The sequence below is a fragment of the Thiohalomonas denitrificans genome (assembly GCF_900102855.1).
In the GTDB taxonomy this organism is placed as follows: Bacteria; Pseudomonadota; Gammaproteobacteria; order Thiohalomonadales; family Thiohalomonadaceae; genus Thiohalomonas; species Thiohalomonas denitrificans.
Genome location: NZ_FMWD01000007.1, coordinates 70,698 through 88,418, shown reverse-complemented (window position 1 = coordinate 88,418; position 17,721 = coordinate 70,698). Strand labels below are relative to the sequence as shown.

The 17,721-nt window shown below is 58.6% G+C and carries 16 protein-coding genes; 3 read left to right on the top strand and 13 right to left on the bottom strand.

Going from position 1 to position 17,721, the window contains the following annotated elements:
* Positions 1 to 49: 49 nt before the first annotated feature.
* The 6 genes from BLP65_RS11855 to BLP65_RS11830 all read right to left on the bottom strand — a co-directional run bounded on the left by BLP65_RS11855 (position 50) and on the right by BLP65_RS11830 (position 4,775).
* Positions 50 to 1,318, bottom strand: coding sequence for an MFS transporter (locus tag BLP65_RS11855; protein WP_092997368.1), 1,269 nt, complete (start codon positions 1,316 to 1,318; stop codon positions 50 to 52).
* Between the two features lie 34 nt (positions 1,319 to 1,352).
* Positions 1,353 to 2,069 carry a tRNA threonylcarbamoyladenosine dehydratase gene (locus BLP65_RS11850; protein ID WP_092997365.1) on the bottom strand — a complete coding sequence of 239 codons (717 nt, stop codon included), beginning with the start codon at positions 2,067 to 2,069 and terminating at the stop codon, positions 1,353 to 1,355.
* A 62-nt stretch (positions 2,070 to 2,131) separates the two neighbouring features.
* Positions 2,132 to 2,899, bottom strand: a complete 768-nt coding sequence (locus tag BLP65_RS11845; RefSeq protein WP_092997362.1) for a TatD family hydrolase — start codon at positions 2,897 to 2,899, stop codon at positions 2,132 to 2,134.
* Positions 2,900 to 3,013: 114 nt separating this feature from the next.
* Complete coding sequence (locus BLP65_RS11840; RefSeq protein WP_092997359.1) at positions 3,014 to 3,436, bottom strand: hypothetical protein; 423 nt, start codon at positions 3,434 to 3,436, stop codon at positions 3,014 to 3,016.
* 197 nt (positions 3,437 to 3,633) lie between these two features.
* Entirely contained in the window at positions 3,634 to 4,077 is a 444-nt protein-coding gene (locus tag BLP65_RS11835; RefSeq protein ID WP_092997356.1) for a F0F1 ATP synthase subunit epsilon, read from the bottom strand.
* 8 nt (positions 4,078 to 4,085) lie between these two features.
* Positions 4,086 to 4,775, bottom strand: a complete 690-nt coding sequence (locus tag BLP65_RS11830) for a cytidylate kinase-like family protein (protein WP_092997353.1) — start codon at positions 4,773 to 4,775, stop codon at positions 4,086 to 4,088.
* A 314-nt stretch (positions 4,776 to 5,089) separates the two neighbouring features.
* Between BLP65_RS11830 and BLP65_RS11825 the strand changes: the two genes are divergently transcribed.
* The 3 genes from BLP65_RS11825 to BLP65_RS11815 all read left to right on the top strand — a co-directional run bounded on the left by BLP65_RS11825 (position 5,090) and on the right by BLP65_RS11815 (position 9,829).
* Positions 5,090 to 8,026 carry an insulinase family protein gene (locus tag BLP65_RS11825; protein ID WP_092997350.1) on the top strand — a complete coding sequence of 979 codons (2,937 nt, stop codon included), beginning with the start codon at positions 5,090 to 5,092 and terminating at the stop codon, positions 8,024 to 8,026.
* A 109-nt stretch (positions 8,027 to 8,135) separates the two neighbouring features.
* Complete coding sequence (locus BLP65_RS11820) at positions 8,136 to 9,059, top strand: ABC transporter ATP-binding protein (RefSeq protein ID WP_092997347.1); 924 nt, start codon at positions 8,136 to 8,138, stop codon at positions 9,057 to 9,059.
* On the top strand, positions 9,056 to 9,829 hold the full coding sequence (locus BLP65_RS11815) for an ABC transporter permease (protein WP_092997344.1): 774 nt from the start codon (positions 9,056 to 9,058) through the stop codon (positions 9,827 to 9,829). Before BLP65_RS11820 ends, BLP65_RS11815 begins: the two co-directional genes overlap by 4 nt.
* Positions 9,830 to 9,953: 124 nt before the next feature.
* Here the strand turns inward: BLP65_RS11815 and BLP65_RS11810 are convergent, their stop codons facing one another.
* From BLP65_RS11810 to ilvN, 7 genes are all read right to left on the bottom strand, one after another.
* A complete protein-coding gene (locus BLP65_RS11810) occupies positions 9,954 to 11,534 on the bottom strand; it encodes a peptide chain release factor 3 (RefSeq protein ID WP_092997341.1) in 1,581 nt (526 codons plus the stop codon).
* Between the two features lie 81 nt (positions 11,535 to 11,615).
* Positions 11,616 to 12,077 (bottom strand): ribosomal protein S18-alanine N-acetyltransferase, encoded by a 462-nt coding sequence (rimI, locus tag BLP65_RS11805; protein WP_092997338.1) that lies wholly within the window; start codon positions 12,075 to 12,077, stop codon positions 11,616 to 11,618.
* Complete coding sequence (locus BLP65_RS11800) at positions 12,074 to 12,772, bottom strand: uracil-DNA glycosylase (RefSeq protein WP_092997782.1); 699 nt, start codon at positions 12,770 to 12,772, stop codon at positions 12,074 to 12,076. The genes rimI and BLP65_RS11800 overlap by 4 nt, the downstream gene beginning before the upstream one ends.
* 382 nt (positions 12,773 to 13,154) lie before the next feature.
* Positions 13,155 to 14,702 carry a 2-isopropylmalate synthase gene (locus tag BLP65_RS11795; protein ID WP_092997335.1) on the bottom strand — a complete coding sequence of 516 codons (1,548 nt, stop codon included), beginning with the start codon at positions 14,700 to 14,702 and terminating at the stop codon, positions 13,155 to 13,157.
* A gap of 181 nt (positions 14,703 to 14,883) precedes the next feature.
* Positions 14,884 to 15,645, bottom strand: a complete 762-nt coding sequence (gene pssA, locus BLP65_RS11790; protein WP_092997332.1) for a CDP-diacylglycerol--serine O-phosphatidyltransferase — start codon at positions 15,643 to 15,645, stop codon at positions 14,884 to 14,886.
* Between the two features lie 280 nt (positions 15,646 to 15,925).
* Positions 15,926 to 16,984, bottom strand: a complete 1,059-nt coding sequence (gene ilvC, locus BLP65_RS11785; protein WP_281180221.1) for a ketol-acid reductoisomerase — start codon at positions 16,982 to 16,984, stop codon at positions 15,926 to 15,928.
* Between the two features lie 131 nt (positions 16,985 to 17,115).
* A complete protein-coding gene (gene ilvN, locus BLP65_RS11780; RefSeq protein ID WP_092997327.1) occupies positions 17,116 to 17,610 on the bottom strand; it encodes an acetolactate synthase small subunit in 495 nt (164 codons plus the stop codon).
* Between the last annotated feature and the right edge of the window lie 111 nt (positions 17,611 to 17,721).

Here is a 17,721-nt window from a genome sequence, read left to right as displayed (position 1 = left end):
CGGGGCGAAAGCTAACCTTCTCCTCTTGCACTATTTCGCGAATGGATCGCTAGGTGTGTCCCGAAATCGCCCGACGACCAGCCTCCACATCGACCCGGGACAGGAACCAGGCACCCGCGCCGAACAGTACCAGCAGAACCACGAGCGAGGCCCGGTTGCTGCCGGTGAGTACGCCGGTAACGCCCACCATTACCGGGCCGAACACAGCCGCGAACTTCGACATCATATTGAAGAAACCGAAGAACTCACCCGATTTATCCGGAGGAATCAGCCGCGCATAAAGCGAACGACTCAGCGACTGCAGGCCCCCCTGGACCAGTCCGATGGTCACGGCCATGGCGTAGAAATCGCCTGCGGTCTCCATGAACATCGCCCAAAACACCACGCCGGTGTAGACGGCCAGGGCGATATAGATTCCATTTTTCGGCCCGATGCGCTCTCCGATTCGGCCAAAAATCAACGCGGCCGGCACACCGACAAACTGAGTAATAAGCAACGCCATCAGCAGGCTTTCATGCGCCAATCCCAGTGCCAGACCATAGTCCACAGCCATACGGACTATGGTGTCCACGGCATCGATATAGAGCCAGTAGGCGAGCAGAAAGTAAAACGTCATACGAAGCGCCCGTAAATGACGGAAGGTCTCACGCAACTGCCGCCAGCCGCCCCGGGCAGCCTTCAGGGCGCTTACGTGCCGACCGGGCCGCTCTTTGACGAATAGCGAAAGCGGTAACGTAAACAGGGCCCACCACAACGCCACGGTAATGAACGAGAGCCGAACCGCCTCGGATGCATCGGCCAAACCGAAGAACTCCGGCTGAACGGTCATCCACACATTGAATGCAAACAGCAATCCACCGCCGAGATAACCGAGGGAAAATCCGAAGGCCGAGACCCGGTCGTAGCCCTCCGGCCTGGTGATGAAGACGATCAGAGAATCGTAAAAGCCGAGGCTCCCGGAAAAGCCCACTGTCGCCAGAAAATAGAGCAGCGCCGCCAACAGCCACTCACCCTGTCCCACCCAGGGCATCAGCGCCGTCATCAGCACGCCAAACGTGGTAAACGTCAGCAAAAACTTTTTGCGGGCGCCCCAGCAATCGGCGACGGCACCCAAGAGCGGGGCCAGAGCAACGATGAGCAGACTGGACAGGGAGTTGGCCAGGCCGAGCCAGAAGGTACTCTGCTCGTCCGGCAGGTCGACGGCCCAGTACTGCTTGAAGAACACCGGAAAGAAACCCGCCATCACCGTGGTGGCGAAAGCCGAGTTGGCCCAATCATAGAGAGCCCATGACCAGGTGGAGCGGCTGTGCTTCAACATGGCAAGAACGAGCGACAACGCCGAGTCGAGCGCATCAACTCTTGACGAGTCGCTGAATCACGGTGCCGGCCAAGGTCAGTCCGAACAGAGCCGGGAGATAGCTGATGGTGCCGTTTACCGCCCTGTCCCGTCCGGATTCGGTGGGTTCGGGGGGCAACGGCGCGCACGAAGGCTCGTTGGACCAGACCGCGCCGATGCCCCTTCCCGCTCCTCGACGCCTCAGGCGTTTGCGAATGACGCGCGCGAGCGGACAGTTATCGGTATCCATCACGTCTCCCACCACAATGCGGCTCGGGTCAAGTTTTCCTCCTGCCCCCATACTGGAAATCACCGGAATTCGACGTTCGTGGGCAGCCATCAACAGTGAAACTTTACAGTTCAGACTATCAATAGCATCGATCACAAAATCATAAGACCCGACAAGCAGTTCATCAACGTCATCACTGCGAATGAAACGTTTAATCAACTGCACATCACAATGGGGATTGATATCTGCAACTCGCTCAGCCATGACGTCCGTTTTCAGCCGTCCCACAGTCGAACAAAGTGCAGGCAGCTGCCGATTCAGATTGGAGCCGGCAACAATATCGTGGTCAATCAGGGTCAGCCGCCCAATACCGGCCCGTGCCAGGGCCTCGACTGCATACGAGCCCACGCCACCCAGTCCGGCAACCAGTATGTGGGCACGTCGCAATCGAAGAATGCCGGCTTCGCCGAGAATAATGGCCGTACGTTGAAACAAGGGATCCATGGAAACGTATCTGTAGGTTTTGGATTGCAGGTGCGAAAGAATGCACACCTTTAGCCGTACCATCAAGCAAGCGCGGGCATCAACTCGACGGCGTTCATGGTCGTTTTACCGGCGATCACTTCCGGTGCTTCGCCCCGCAGTTCCGATAGTGCAATGAGGATCTCGGGAAGGTAGGCCGGACTATTGCGTTCTCCACGGTGTGACACCGGTGGCAGATCAGGTGCATCAGTCTCAAGCACGATAGCATCAAGCGGCAATTCCACCGCCAGGCGGCGTATGTTTCGCGAGCGCTCGTAAGTCGCCACGCCCCCGAATCCCAGCTTGAATCCCAGCCCTATAAATTGCTCCGCCTGCTGACGGCTCCCATTGAAGGCGTGAGCAATGCCGCCGTTGGAAAACCGCATGCGTCGCAACATGGCAAGGACATGGTCGTGAGCCTTGCGGATATGCAACAAGACCGGCAGGCCCGTCTCGCGGGCTATCACCAATTGGGCTTCCAGGAGCCTCTTCTGTCCGGCTACGTCAGGTGAATCGATGAAGTAATCAAGACCGATCTCACCGATTGCCACCGGTGCCGATTCCGCCACCCGGCGCTCCACCTCCTCCAGATCATGCGGAGCGTGCCGGTTCATGAAAACCGGATGCAATCCGAAAGCTGGAAACAACAACGGCTCTTTGCAGATCCCATCCAGGCGATCAAAGCTTTCAGCAGTAATCCCCGGGACAACGATTCCACCGACGTTCTGCCGTCGCGATTCCGCTATGACGCGATCACGGTCTTCTGAAAAATCATCAACATCGATGTGGCAGTGGGTGTCGATCAGTCGCATACCGAGAGAGTATACAAAATCAAACCGGGACCACACCCGAAAAACAGATTAACCGCAGAGACGCCGAATTCCCCAGGATAAGGGCTCGTGCGCGCCTCTGCGTGGATGGAAAGCTTATGCGAGAGTATAGGTCGCCCGTTCCGGAGCAGCGATGCGTCCATTGCGCTTCAGGTAGGCGAGGCACTGGCCCAGGTTTGAGGTGTCGATTCCCGACTGCTCCAGCGAAGAGCGAATCTCTTTTGTCGTCGCCTTGCCGGACTGACTGAGCACATCCAGGACCGCCTGAGAGATGTTGCCTGATGAACGGCTGCCACGCACCGCGCTTCCGATGCTGCGTTTCAGTGTACGAATTTCCTTGTCAACGGCACCGACGGCTTTTTTGTGTTGAGCGATCAGTTCACGGCGCTGGACGCGAAGTACCTCAATTTGAGCTTTCACCTCTTCACGCTCCGATTCAAGCTCCTCCTGCTCACGCCGTTTTGCCAATTCGTACAGCTCTTGGGCACTCAGGGCTTCGATATTTTTACGTTTTGCCACTTACTATTCTCCTCGAAAACGCTTCTTCTGAAAAACAGATACCTGGTTCAATGGAAGCATTATATACAAATCGACAAATTAGTAAATTTCTCTTGTTGTCACAACCTTCCCTGATTGCAATTCAGTCGATTTATTTCGGAAATAAAGAAAAACGCCGCTTGGAAAAGCGGCGCACACCCTCGATGATGACAAACGTTTTAACGTTTTCGCTTCCATTGACTGTCATTTAACGTTCGTAGCTGAGCCAGTGCTTTCATCAATTCAACGCGTGCGTGGTCACGATCGGTATACAGGATACTGGTGCGAATAACCTCTTCGGCCCGACGTTTGGCCTCCAAGGCAGCCTGCTTGTCGATCTGCTCTCCGCGCAGGACAGTATCTGCGAGGATCGTCACCTCATGGGGCTGAACTTCCATCATGCCACCCGACACGTAGATATATTCGTATTCGCCATTGGGCAGCTTCAGACGTGCTTCGCCCGGATTCAACAGCGTCATCAATGGGGTATGGCGTGGCAGGATCCCCAGCTCCCCTTGAACCGATGCGACCGATACCATGCTGACTTCACCGGAGAAAACCTGCTCATGGGCGCTAACAATATGCAAAACGAGTGTCGGAGCACTGTTGGTGGGAGAGCTCATGCTAGTCCTTATCGATACTTGCGTTTATCCATAACCAGGTGGATAGCATTAAGGACCAGCTCGGTAATCTCGTCCCAGCGGTCATCGAAATGATCGGTGTTGACAATAAGGTCGAAGCGTTCCGGTTCATTCACATGATGCCCAAATGCTTTCCAGAGGAACTGTTCCCTCTCTTTATTCACCCGCACAACCTCTGCAAGCGATGCATTAAAATCCATCTCCTGGCGAACCGATATCCGCCGGGCAGAGCGTTCGGGGCTTCCAACCACTCGCAGTCGAAATACCCGCCTGTTGGCCAGAATCAAGTGACTTCCGCGTCCGACAATAATCCCACCACGTTGCGACAGCGCCAGCACCACCTTCACCAAGTGGTAGCGATAAGAGGCTAAAAAGGCTTTTTGACCCGTCAGAAAATTGTAGATCCAGGTAGCTTTGCCCGTTTCTACCCTATCATCGAGCTTCGCCATCAACTCTGGCGAGGACTTTGCACTTTCAGCAACAGCATCGAGAATTGCCCGATCCCAGACCTCGACACCCAGAGCCGCGGATAACCGTTCGGCAATCTGTTCACCGCCAGCACCATAACTCCGGGAAATGGTCACAACCGACTTCTCCGGTCCCTGCCCGGGTTTCCGTTGGTCGTAACGATGCTCGGACAGGATTAAATTCTGGATTAGCTCTTGAACGTCGGTGGGCATGATTCACTCGCTGCCAGCTTACAAAAGGTTACTTTCTCGACTTCATGGAGAGCGGCGCCTCGTACATCGGTCTCTCCGGCCAATATAGGCAATCACTCCGGACGAAAGCGCCCGAAAGGAACGACTTTCGCACGTTTACATCATATTTATATCGTATCAGCGGCTCGCTGTGGAGATGTTATTATCTCCGTTTGACAGGATTATTGAATAGTGACGGTTGTATACGGTGGCGGGCATCCCCACCTAATACGACACTAGACTTATCACGGATCTCCCTGATCCGACTCAATCGAAATGGAAGGAACGAGCAGCCTATGAGTGACTCGGCGAGCCGACCGCAAACCGATCCCGCCTTTGAATGGATCCGCAGTACCCCGGTGGCCTCCATGAATGTGGAGGTCCAGGAGTATCGTCACAGCGCGACCGGTGCACCGCACTATCACATCGCCGCCAGTGACGACCAGAATACCTTTTTGGTGGCATTTCGCACGGTACCCCGGGACTCCACCGGAGTTGCCCATATTCTCGAGCACACGGCCCTCTGCGGTAGCCGCCGCTATCCGGTCCGGGATCCCTTCTTCATGATGACCCGGCGCTCGTTGAATACCTTCATGAATGCCTTCACGGCCAGCGACTGGACCGCTTACCCGTTCGCAAGCCGGAACCGGAAGGATTACGACAACCTTCTATCGGTATATCTGGACGCGGCGTTTCATCCCACTCTCGATCCACTGGATTTCGCCCAGGAAGGGCACCGGGTGGAGTTTGCCGAGCCGGACAATGCCGAGAGTGAGCTGGTCTTCAAGGGGGTGGTCTTCAACGAGATGAAGGGCGCCATGAGTTCGCCGGTTTCGACGCTTTACCAGACGCTTACCGAGCACCTGTTTCCGACGATAACCTATCACTACAACAGCGGTGGCGACCCGGCCCATATCCCGGATCTGACCCATGAGCAGCTCAAGGCTTTCCATGCCAGACACTATCATCCGTCGAATGCCATCTTTCTGACCTATGGGGATATTCCGGCTCACGAACTCCAGGCCCGCTTCCAAGAACAGGCGCTCGCGGAGTTCGAACCGTTGGGATATGAAATCCGCGTCCCTGATGAACAGCGCTATGAGGCTCCCGTTGCGGTATCGGGCCACTACGCCCTGGATGGAGAGACGGATACTCGTGACCGTACCCACATCGTCGTCGGCTGGCTGCTTGGCCGCAGTGCCGACCCCAAAGAGGTCCTGAAGACCCATCTTCTGACAGGTGTTCTGCTCGACAATGGTGCATCTCCCCTGCGCAAGGCCCTGGAAACCACGGAACTGGGCAGCGCCCCTTCTCCACTTTGCGGGCTGCAGGACTCCCCAAGGGAAATGATCTTTTCAGCAGGAGTCGAGGGTTCCAACCCGGAGCATGCGGAAGCGGTGGAACAATTGGTTCTCGACACGCTGAAGGATGTCGCCGAAAACGGGGTGGATCCGGCCATGGTCGAGGCCGTTTTGCATCAGATCGAGCTGCAGCAGCGCGAGATCAGTGGCGATGGCTTCCCGTACGGTCTCCAGCTCATCGTGCATGCACTCACCCCGGCCATTCACGGGGGCGACCCGGCCGAGGCCCTGAATATCGACGATGTTCTGCTGGAACTCAGGGAAGCCATTGAGGATCCGGAATTCATTCGCTCACTGGCTCGTGAACAACTAATCGAAAACCGCCACCGTGTTCGTCTGGTGATGGAGCCGGACCCGGAGCTTTCCGGCAATCGCGCGAAGGCCGAAGCCGCACGGCTGACCGAGATCAAGGCGGGAATGTCGGAACAGGAAAAGCGTGAGGTGATCGAACTGGCCGAGTCACTCAATCGCCGCCAGTTCCAGCAGGATGACCCCGACAAACTCCCGAAGGTCGGCCTTGAGGACATCCCGTCCGATCTGCCGATTCCAAAGGGCGAAACCGGAACGATCGACGGGGTGCCGTCGACCTGGTTTGCAAGAGGCACCAATGGCTTGTTCTACCAGGAAGTGGTGGTGGAGCTTCCCGAGCTGGATCAGGAGCTCTCGGATCTCCTGCCGCTCTATTGCGATGCACTCGCCGAGGTGGGCAGCGGCGGGCGCGACTATCTGGAGACCCAGGCGCTGCAGGCCGCGGTCACCGGCGGGATCGGTGCCCGCGCCACGGTTCGGGGAGCGGTGGACGACATCAATGCGACCCGTGGCGTATTTGTGGTGGGCGGCAAATCGTTGACCCGCAACCATAATCACCTTGCGGGTCTGTTGCAGGAGACCTTCCAGAGCGCGCGCTTTGACGAATTGGCACGCCTGCGGGAACTGGTGGCCCAGGAGCGCCTGCACCAGGAGCAGAGTGTCACCGGCAGCGGACATGCGCTGGCGATGGTCGCAGCCTCCAGCGGACTGAGCCCGGCCGCTGCCCTTGCGCATCACTGGAACGGACTCGCGGGGATCAAACGGCTCAAGGCACTCGATGACAGCCTCGATGATCCCGCCAGCCTGAAAGATTATGCGGCGCGCCTGTCGCAGTTGCGGGACACGCTGGTCCAGGCCCCGCGCCAATTCCTGCTAATCGGTGAAGGAGATGCCCGCCAGGCCATCGAAACAGCCGTCAGCCAGCATTGGGGCAGACTGCAGACCAGCGGCGGCAACGCGCCTTTCACGCCACCCACTCCCGCAGCGCCTCTGGGCCAGGCCTGGACTACGTCCACCCAGGTCAATTTCTGTGCACGGGCCTACCCTACCGTGGCACCGGAACATCCCGATGCCGCACCCCTGCTGGTGCTGGCAGGCTTTCTGCGCAACAACTTCCTGCACCGGGCGATCCGCGAGCAGGGCGGTGCCTATGGCGGGGGTGCCAGCTTCGACCCCGATGCCGGGGCATTCCGCTTTTTCTCCTATCGGGACCCTCGTCTCGCAGAGACCCTGAACGATTTCGATCGCTGCATCGAGTGGATGGTGAGTGAGACCCACGAGTGGCGGCTCATCGAAGAGGCGATCCTCGGCGTCATATCGGGTATCGACAAGCCGGGTTCACCGGCCGGCGAGGCAAAAAAGGCGTTTCACGCCGCCCTGCACGGCCGTACGCCGGAGCAGCGTCGACGCGTCCGCGCCCGTATCCTGGAGGTGCGGGAGGCGGACCTGAAACGGGTGGCCGAAACCTACCTCAAACCCGAGCAGGCGAATACCGCTGTCATCACCAGCAGCTCCATCCTGGCCAGGGAACCGGACCTCGGGCTGGACGTCATCAGTCTCTGAACCAACGAAAGAAAAACAGAATAACCACGGAGGCACGGGGCGCACGGGGAAGGGGTAATTTTAATGGTTTTCCCCGTACCCCCGTGTTCCCCGTGGTTTAATTGACTTCATGAAAGCACTGGAAATTGAGGGTCTCGAGAAGACCTATCGCAACGGTTTTGTGGCCCTGAAAGGCATCGACCTTTCTGTCGAGGAGGGCGATTTTTTTGCCCTCCTCGGCCCCAATGGGGCGGGAAAATCCACCACGATTGGCATCATCACCTCGCTGGTCGACAAGACCGGTGGCAGTGTCCGCGTGTTCGGCGCCGATGTGAGCAAGGATCCGATGGAAGCACGCCGTTGCATCGGGCTGGTTCCCCAGGAGTTCAACTTCAACCAGTTCGAGCCGGTCGGCGAGATCATCACGAACCAGGCAGGCTACTACGGTGTAGAGCCACAGATTGCCCGTGAACGGAGCGAGCATTATCTGAAGAAACTGGGCCTGTGGGAGAAACGCCATGGATCTGCACGCAATCTCTCCGGCGGCATGAAGCGCCGCCTGATGATTGCCCGCGCACTGACCCATGAACCAAAGCTGTTGATTCTGGACGAACCCACGGCCGGCGTTGACATCGAACTGCGTCGCTCAATGTGGGCTTTTCTGCGGGAAGTCAATGCCGAAGGCACCACTATCATCCTGACCACCCACTACCTGGAAGAGGCAGAAAGCCTCTGTCGGAACATCGCCATCATCGACCAGGGCGAAATCATCGAGAATACCAGCATGCGGACGCTGCTCACCCAGCTTAACCGCGAAACGCTGATACTCGACCTGAAAGAGCCCCTCGAATCAGCCCCGCAATTAGACGGTTATTCCGTGGTTTACATCGAACCACATACCATTGAAGTGGAGGTTTGGCGCGAGCAGGGGCTGAATCCCCTTTTCGAGACACTGAGCCGGCAAAATCTGGAAGTCATCAGCATGCGCAACAAGGCCAACCGGCTGGAAGAGCTATTTATGGCTATGGTCGAAGGCGGGGAGACCGTCGAATGATCCGGCGCACCGAGCTCATCGCTTTCAAGACGATCGTCGTCAAGGAAATCCGCCGTTTCCGGCGCATTTGGCCTCAGACGATTCTTCCACCCATGGTGACCACCGCCCTCTATTTCATCATCTTCGGCGGGCTTATTGGCAGCCGGATCGGACCCATGCAGGGATTATCCTACATGGAGTACATCGTGCCGGGTGTCATCATGCTCGGCATAATCACCAATTCGTATGCCAACGTCGTATCGTCGTTTTTCGGTGCCAAATTCCAGCGCTTTATCGAAGAGTTACTGATCGCTCCGGTACCGAATTACATGATCGTGCTCGGCTACGTGGCCGGTGGAATGGCGCGGGGTTTGAGTGTCGGTCTGATGGTCACGCTGGTTGCGGCATTCTTCGTCGATCTCGAGGTTCACAGCTGGTTCATCACCCTGAGCACGGCACTGCTTACCGCACTGCTATTCGCGATCGGGGGCTTTATCAACGCGGTTTACGCAAAGAGCTTCGATGACATCGCGATCATACCCACCTTCGTGTTGACTCCACTGACCTATCTGGGCGGGATCTTTTTCACGGTGGAGATGCTCCCGGGTTTCTGGCAGAACGTGGCGCTTTTCAATCCTATCCTGTACATCATAAACGCCTTCCGTTACGGACTGCTCGGGGTATCCGATATCGATGTCGGCGTGGCCTTCGGCATCATCGGACTCTTCATCGTCGCGCTTTTTTCGTTTGCACTCTATCTGCTCCACAAGGGCATCGGTGTGCGCAGCTAGGAGGCTCCCGAGAATAGCAATGGGCTCCAAAATGTAGGTTGGCGCTGAGGGAAGAAGCCCAACAATATCAGCGTTGGGGTTCGCATAACTCACCCCAACCTACAAAAAACAGTGTTCGCCGGCTTTAATGTTCCCGCGTAGCGTGGAACCGAATGTCGGGCCAGCGTTCGATGGTCAGCTCCAGATTGACGCGGGTCGGGGCCAGGTAGGTCAGCATGCCGGCACCATCTTCGGCCAGGTTGTCGCTGGCCTTGTTCTTGAACTGCTCGAGCATCTTCGGATCGTCGCAATCAACCCAACGGGCCGTGGCCACATTGACCGGCTCAAAGGTACAGTCGACCTTGTATTCATCCTGAAGACGCTGGGCAACGACATCGAACTGCAGGATACCCACTGCTCCCAGAATCAGATCGTTATTGCGGAACGGCTTGAAGAGCTGCGTTGCGCCCTCCTCCGAAAGCTGTTCCAGCCCCTTCAAGAGCTGCTTGGACTTGAGCGGGTCCTTCAGCCGTGCACGGCGGAATAACTCCGGCGCAAAATGGGGGATACCGGTAAACTGGAGGTCCTCCCCCATCGTGAAGGTATCGCCAATCTGGATGGTGCCGTGGTTGTGGAGCCCGATGATATCCCCCGGATAGCCCTCTTCCACGTGCCCGCGCTCCTGCGCCAGAAAAGTGATCGCGTTGGGGATTTTCACGTCCCGGCCGAGTCGTACCTGTCGCATCTTCATGCCCGGATTGAAGACACCCGAACAAACCCGCATGAAGGCGACTCGATCGCGGTGCTGCGGGTCCATGTTCGCCTGAATCTTGAACACGAAGCCGGAGAACTTCTCCTCGGTCGGCAACACTTCGCGACTGTCGGTCGGGCGCGGCAGCGGCGCCGGTGCGTAATCCACCAGTGCGTCGAGGATTTCGCCCACGCCGAAGTTGTTGATGGCGGACCCGAAGAAGACCGGGGTCTGCAGGCCGGACCGATAGGCGTCGAAATCGAACGCATGACTGGCGCCGCGGACCAGTTCGACCTCCTCGCGCAGCTCCTCGGCCATGCTTCCGAAGAGTTCGTCCAGCCGGGGATTATCGAGTCCCTCGATGATCTCTCCCTCCTGAACCTTGCCACCGTGCTGCGCAGGCAGCAGATGCACACGGTTGTTATAGAGGTCGAACACTCCCTTGAAACGCTTGCCCATACCGATGGGCCAGGTGATGGGCGCACACTGGATTTTCAGCACGTCCTCGACCTCGTCCAGCAAATCGATGGGATCACGCCCTTCACGATCGAGCTTGTTGATGAAGGTGATGATGGGCGTATCGCGCAGGCGACACACCTCCATCAGTTTGATGGTACGGTCCTCGACGCCTTTGGCCACGTCGATCACCATAAGCGCCGAATCGACAGCCGTCAGTGTTCGGTAGGTGTCCTCGGAAAAGTCCTCGTGGCCGGGCGTATCCAACAGATTGATTACGTGATCCCGGTGCGGGAACTGCATCACCGACGAGGTCACCGAAATCCCGCGCTGCTGCTCCATCTTCATCCAGTCGGAGTGCGCATGACGGGCGGCCTTGCGGCCCTTGACGGTACCAGCAAGCTGAATGGCACCACCAAACAACAGCAACTTTTCGGTAAGGGTTGTCTTTCCCGCATCGGGATGCGAGATGATGGCAAAGGTGCGCCGGCGCTCGGTTTCGGACTGCAGTTTCGACATGTCGGGAAAAGTGCTCGGGAAAAGAGGCGAATTATATCAGGCCATGGCGAGCCGCTGCATGGGAATCTGGCCTCATACGGCTCAAAGTTCGCGCGAGAGGACCAGGGCGTCTTCCCGTCCTTCATGGTCCGGGTAGTAATCGCGGCGCCTGCCAATCTCTTGGAACTGTAACTCCTCGTAGAGTTTCATCGCCGTGCGATTGGAGGGCCGGACCTCCAGAAATATGGTACCGACACGGTTCCGTTCAGCCACCGTGATCAGATGCTCCAGCATGCTGCGGCCGAGACCACGACGACGCCACTTCGGGTGAACGGCCACATTCAGCACGTGCGCCTCCCCGGCTCCGAGGGACATCACGCTGTATCCGATGATCTCCTCGCCGCACTCCCACACCCAGCAGGAGTATCCCACCCGCAGGCAGTCACGAAAGATCGCCTCGGTCCAGCCAAAGGGATAGATCTCGCGCTCAACCTCCATGACCTTGACGACATCGGCATCGAACATGGGGCGCAGACGCGGCAGCGAATCCGGGGCGGCACTCATCCGTTCGCACCCTTGTACACGCGCTTGAGGAGCCGCAGGTCATTCCACACCGCGCGTTTCTCGGCCGGAGAACGCAACAGCAGAACGGGGGCGTGGGTGACGATAACCGGAATATCGGCGGCGAGATAACGGTGAACATCCCCACGACGAGGTTCGGGCCGGTCCGTATCCAAAAGACTTCGAGCCGCGGACTGCCCCACCGCCAGAATGACCGCGGGGTTGACCAGCTCGATCTGGCGTCGCAGGTATCCCACGCAAGCAGAGAACTCGCCGGGTTCGGGATCGCGGTCGTCCGGTGGCCTGCATTTAACGGCTGTAGCGAGATAAACGGCGGAGCGGGGAAAGCCGGCGGCTCGCAGCATCTTGTCCAGCAGCTTGCCGGAGATGCCAGCGAAAGGTTCGCCCCGGCGGTCGTCATCGGCTCCCGGCGACTCACCCAGAACCATCAAGCCTGCCTTGTGGCTGCCGACTCCGAATACGGTTCGAGTCCGGCTGGCCACCAGTTGCGGGCACTGCTCACAGACGGCAACCCGAGCCGCCAGTTCGTCCCAATCGAGCGCCATCGGCTCGAAATCCGGGACCGGCGGGGCCTGTTCGTCGGACACGAATGCACTTTCCGGTTCGGGCGCGGACTGCCGCCGCACCCAAACCCGAATACCCATGGCATCGAGATAGGCCTGTCTACGTGCGTCCATCATTCATTCGCAAAAAACAACCATAAAACCACAGAGAACACGGAGAAAAACACACCCAAGAGTCGTTTCTATTGTAGGGGCCATTGTCTTCGTTGAGCGATGGCGGGTGTCGTCTGCACGAGGGCTCCGTAGCGGAAATCGCCGCGGGGGCGCGCCTCCTACCGGAGACCGAGGCGCCGTTCCCCGGTAGGAGCGCCGCCCCGGCGCGAATCCGATCCAGGCAGTTGCCGTAAAACGTAAATACGTAAAACCTGGAACGTTACAAACCCCCATCGCCGCGGGGGCGCGCCTCCTACCAGCGGACTGAGGCGCCGTTCCCCGGTAGGAGGGCCGCCCCCGGCGCGAATCCGATCCAGGCAGGTGCCGTAACACATAAATCACATCAAAGCTCCGGCCCCTGGGGATGCCCCCGCTCGGCGGCAGTCACCACCTTGTTAAGGGCGTTGATATAGGCCTTGGCCGAGGCGATGACGATATCGGTATCTGCACCCTGACCATTGACGATACGGCCTCCCCGCTCAAGGCGGACGGTCACCTCTCCCTGGGAATCGGTGCCCGTAGTGATATTGTTGACCGAGTACAGCAACAGTTCCGTCTGACTGTCAACGATAGACTCGATGGCCTTGAGGGCCGCATCGACCGGGCCGCCACCCGGTGCGCTGCCGCGCTTCTCCTCGCCGTCCACCCAGAGCGTGACATTCGCCTCAGGCGTCTCGCCTGTCTCGGAGCAGACACGCAGGGAGACCAGCTTGATGCGTTCGTTGACCGAGTGCTCCAGATTGGTCTCCGTGACCAGGGCCTGGATATCCTCATCATAGATTTCGTGCTTCTTGTCGGCGAGCGTCTTGAAGCGCTGAAAGGCCGCGTTGAGCTCCTCCTCCGAGGCGAACGCAACCCCCAGGTCCTGGAGCCGGCTGCGGAAGGCATTACGGCCCGAATGCTTGCCCAGCACCATGCGGTTGGCGCTCCAGCCCACGTCCTCGGCACGCATGATTTCGTAGGTCTCACGGTGTTTGAGGACCCCGTCCTGATGGATGCCCGACTCGTGGGCGAAGGCATTGGCGCCGACGATGGCCTTGTTCGGCTGAACCGAAAAACCGGTGATCCCCGCCACCAGCCGCGAGCCGGGGACGATTTGAGTGGCATCGATGCCGGTTTCGCAGGGAAACACATCCTGACGGGTGCGTACCGCCATCACCACCTCTTCCAGGGCGGCATTGCCGGCCCGCTCACCCAGTCCGTTGATGGTGCACTCCACCTGACGGGCGCCATTGAGCACGGCTGACAGGGAGTTGGCAACGGCAAGTCCCAGGTCATTATGGCAATGGACCGAGAACACTGCCTTATCGGCGTTGGGCGTGCCCTCGATGGCCCGTCCCACCATGGCACCGAACTGTTCCGGGACGTTGTAACCCACCGTGTCGGGGATGTTGATGGTGGTGGCCCCGGCGGCGATCACCGCTTCGAAAATACGGCAGAGAAAATCGATTTCCGAACGCCCGGCATCCTCGGCCGAGAATTCGACATCATCGGTGTACCGGCGGGCTCGCTCGACCGCCCTGACCGCCTGCTTGACCACCTCATCCGGACTCATGCGCAGCTTGCGCTCCATATGGATGGGAGAGGTGGCGATGAAGGTGTGAATACGACCCGATGCGGCCGGCTTCAGCGCCTCGCCGGCACGATCGATATCGGGATCGAGCGCCCGTGCCAGCCCACAGACAGTGCTGTCCTTAATCTCACGGGCCACCGCCTGCACCGATTCGAAGTCGCCGCTACTGGCGATCGGAAAACCCGCTTCAATGACGTCCACCCGCATGCGCTCGAGGGCCTTGGCGATGCGGACCTTCTCCTCCTTGGTCATGGAGGCACCGGGACTCTGCTCGCCGTCCCGCAGGGTGGTATCAAAGATGAAAAGTTTATCGCTCATGGATCCATGACTCCGGGATTTGCACTCATCTTACCGGATGCGGGCGGGTATTAACCACGGGGAACACGGGGATCACGGGGCTTTAATGGATAACCACCAAAAACACGGAGGTAGCCCATCCGACCGCTCTGTGTCCTCTGTGGTTTACCGACCAGCCCAGTGTTCCCCGTGCGCCCCGTGGTTAATCCTCCTCACCATCGTCGTCCGCAGCCGTCGAGAGCTTGGCCCGGCGGCGGCGGAGGAGCATCAGGGTGGTGACCGGACCGGAGAGGGCGTAGACGAGGAAGGCACCGAACAGCACCTTGGGCGGGTCGGTGGATACCAGGACGAAGACCAGGACGATGATCAGCAGGGCAAAGAACGGCACCTTTCCACGAACATCCAGATCCTTGAAGCTGTAGTAGCGCACGTTGCTGACCATCAGTATCCCGCAGGCGACGGTGACTGCCAGAGTCGCCCACGCCAACTGTTCGCCCTCGATGCCATAATCCTGGAAAACCCAGACCATTCCCGTAAGTACACCTGCCGAAGCGGGGCTCGCCAGACCGGTGAAGTAGCGTTTGTCGGCGACGGCCAGTTGTACATTGAAGCGTGCCAACCGCAAAGCCGCGCCGGCCGTATAGATGAAGGCCGCCAGCCACCCGAGCTTGCCGAGCCCGGCCAATGACCACTCGTACATCACCAGGGCCGGAGCCAGCCCGAAGGAGATGAGATCGGCAAGGCTGTCATACTGCGCACCGAACTCGCTCTGGGTATTGGTCATGCGTGCCACACGCCCATCGAGACCATCCAGCACCATAGCCACGAAGATGGCCACGGCGGCCGCCTCGAACTGGTCGTTCATCGCCGCAACGATGGCATAGAATCCGGCAAACAGGGCGGCGGTGGTAAACAGGTTCGGCAGCAGATAGATACCGCGATGACGGCGTTCCGGTGTATTCATAGGGTTGTTTAACCGCAAAGGCGCAAAGAACGCAAAGAAAAAACACACTAACGGCCGCTGTGGAGAGACTCAGCGGTAAACGAACAGTGTATTTCGCCCCGGCCGCCGGGACAAGGAAGGGCCTGAAGGGGGGAACCACCGAAGGCACCGAAAACCTTGAGACAGAATAAAACCACGGGGAACACGGGGTCTGATCGATTTATCCCTCTCCGTGCTCCCCGTGTTCCCCGTGTTCCCCGTGGTTCAGTCTGTCAGCCGCGCTCTTCGATTATTACTGAAACTAGTTTTTCTCCTTGTCCACCAGCGCGTTGGCGGTGATCCAGGGCATCATGGAGCGCAGCCGTTCGCCGGTCTTTTCGATTTCGTGCTCGGCGTTGTTACGACGAATGGCCGTCATCTCCGGATAGTTGGTGCTGCCTTCGAGGATGAACCGCTTGGCGTATTCACCGTTCTGGATGTTCTTCAGGGCCTCACGCATGGCGGCACGGCTCTGATCGTTGATGATCTTTGGGCCGGTAACGTATTCGCCATACTCCGCGTTATTGGAGATAGAGTAGTTCATGTTGGCGATGCCACCCTCGTACATCAGGTCGACAATCAGCTTCAACTCGTGCAGACACTCGAAATAGGCCATTTCCGGCGCATAACCGGCGTCCACCAGAGTCTCGAAGCCGGCACGCACCAGCTCAACCGTACCGCCGCAGAGCACCGCCTGTTCGCCGAACAGGTCGGTCTCGGTCTCATCCTTGAAGGTGGTCTCGATGATGCCGGTACGGCCGCCGCCGATGGCAGAGGCGTAGGACAGGGCGATTTCCCGGGCCTTGCCGCTGGCGTCCTGGTGGATGGCGATGAGGTCGGGAATGCCGCCGCCGCGGGTAAACTCGGAGCGTACGGTATGTCCCGGGGCCTTGGGGGCGATCATGATCACGTCCAGATCGGCACGCGGCACGATCTGGTTATAGTGGATATTGAAGCCGTGGGCGAAAGCCAGAACGGCACCCTGCTTCAGGTTCGGTGCGATGCTCTTGTTGTAGATCTCGGCTTGATTCTCATCCGGGGCCAACACCATCACCAGGTCCGCCGCCTTGCAGGCTTCGTCGACGGCTTTGACGGTCAGACCGGCGCTTTCCGCCTTTTTGGCCGAAGAGGAGCCTTCACGCAGCGCAACCGTGACATCGACTCCGGATTCCTTGAGGTTATTGGCGTGGGCGTGCCCTTGGGAACCATAACCCACGATCGCCACCTTCATTCCCCGAATGATGGAGAGGTCGCAGTCTTTGTCGTAATAGATGTTCATCATGTCCTTTATCCGTTTATGCAAATTGTTGTTTGTGTTCAGTACAGGCCAGACGCCAGATACGAGGGACAAGATACGAGATTCAAGGGAAGGTGCGGGCTTCGCCCGCGCTCAATTGAAGATCGTGCGCGAAGCGCTCCACCCTCGTATCTCTTTCCTCGTATCTCGCACCTCTATACCCGCAGGCTGTTGGTGCCTCGGGAGATGGCGGAGACGCCGGTACGGACGGTCTCCATGATGTTGTTTTCGCCGAGTGCGTCGATAAAGGCGTCCAGCTTGTCGCCGGTGCCGGTCAGCTCAATCGTATAACTGGCATCGGTGACGTCGATCACCCGGCCTCGGAAGAAGTCGCACAGGCGCTTGATCTCGGCGCGCTCCTCGTGTCCTTTGGCCTTGGCCTTGATGACCATCATCTCCCGTTCGATATGGGGCCCTTCGGTCAGGTCCGCCAGTTTGACCACATCGATGAGCTTGTTCAGCTGTTTGGTGATCTGCTCGATGATCTCATCCGAACCGCGAGTGACCAGTGTCATCCGCGACAGCGAGGCATCCTCCGTGGGAGCCACGGTAAGCGACTCGATGTTGTAACCACGCGCGGAAAACAGACCGGCAACCCGGGACAGGGCGCCCGCTTCATTTTCCATCAGAATCGAGATGATGTGCCGCATGCCGCTACTCCTAAACCTGGAATCCGTCGTTGAACGCGCCCGAGTGTGCCTTCGGCGTGCTGCCTGGCAAGGCGCGACGAGGCGGCAGGGCTTGCCCTGCCCTTGCCCCAC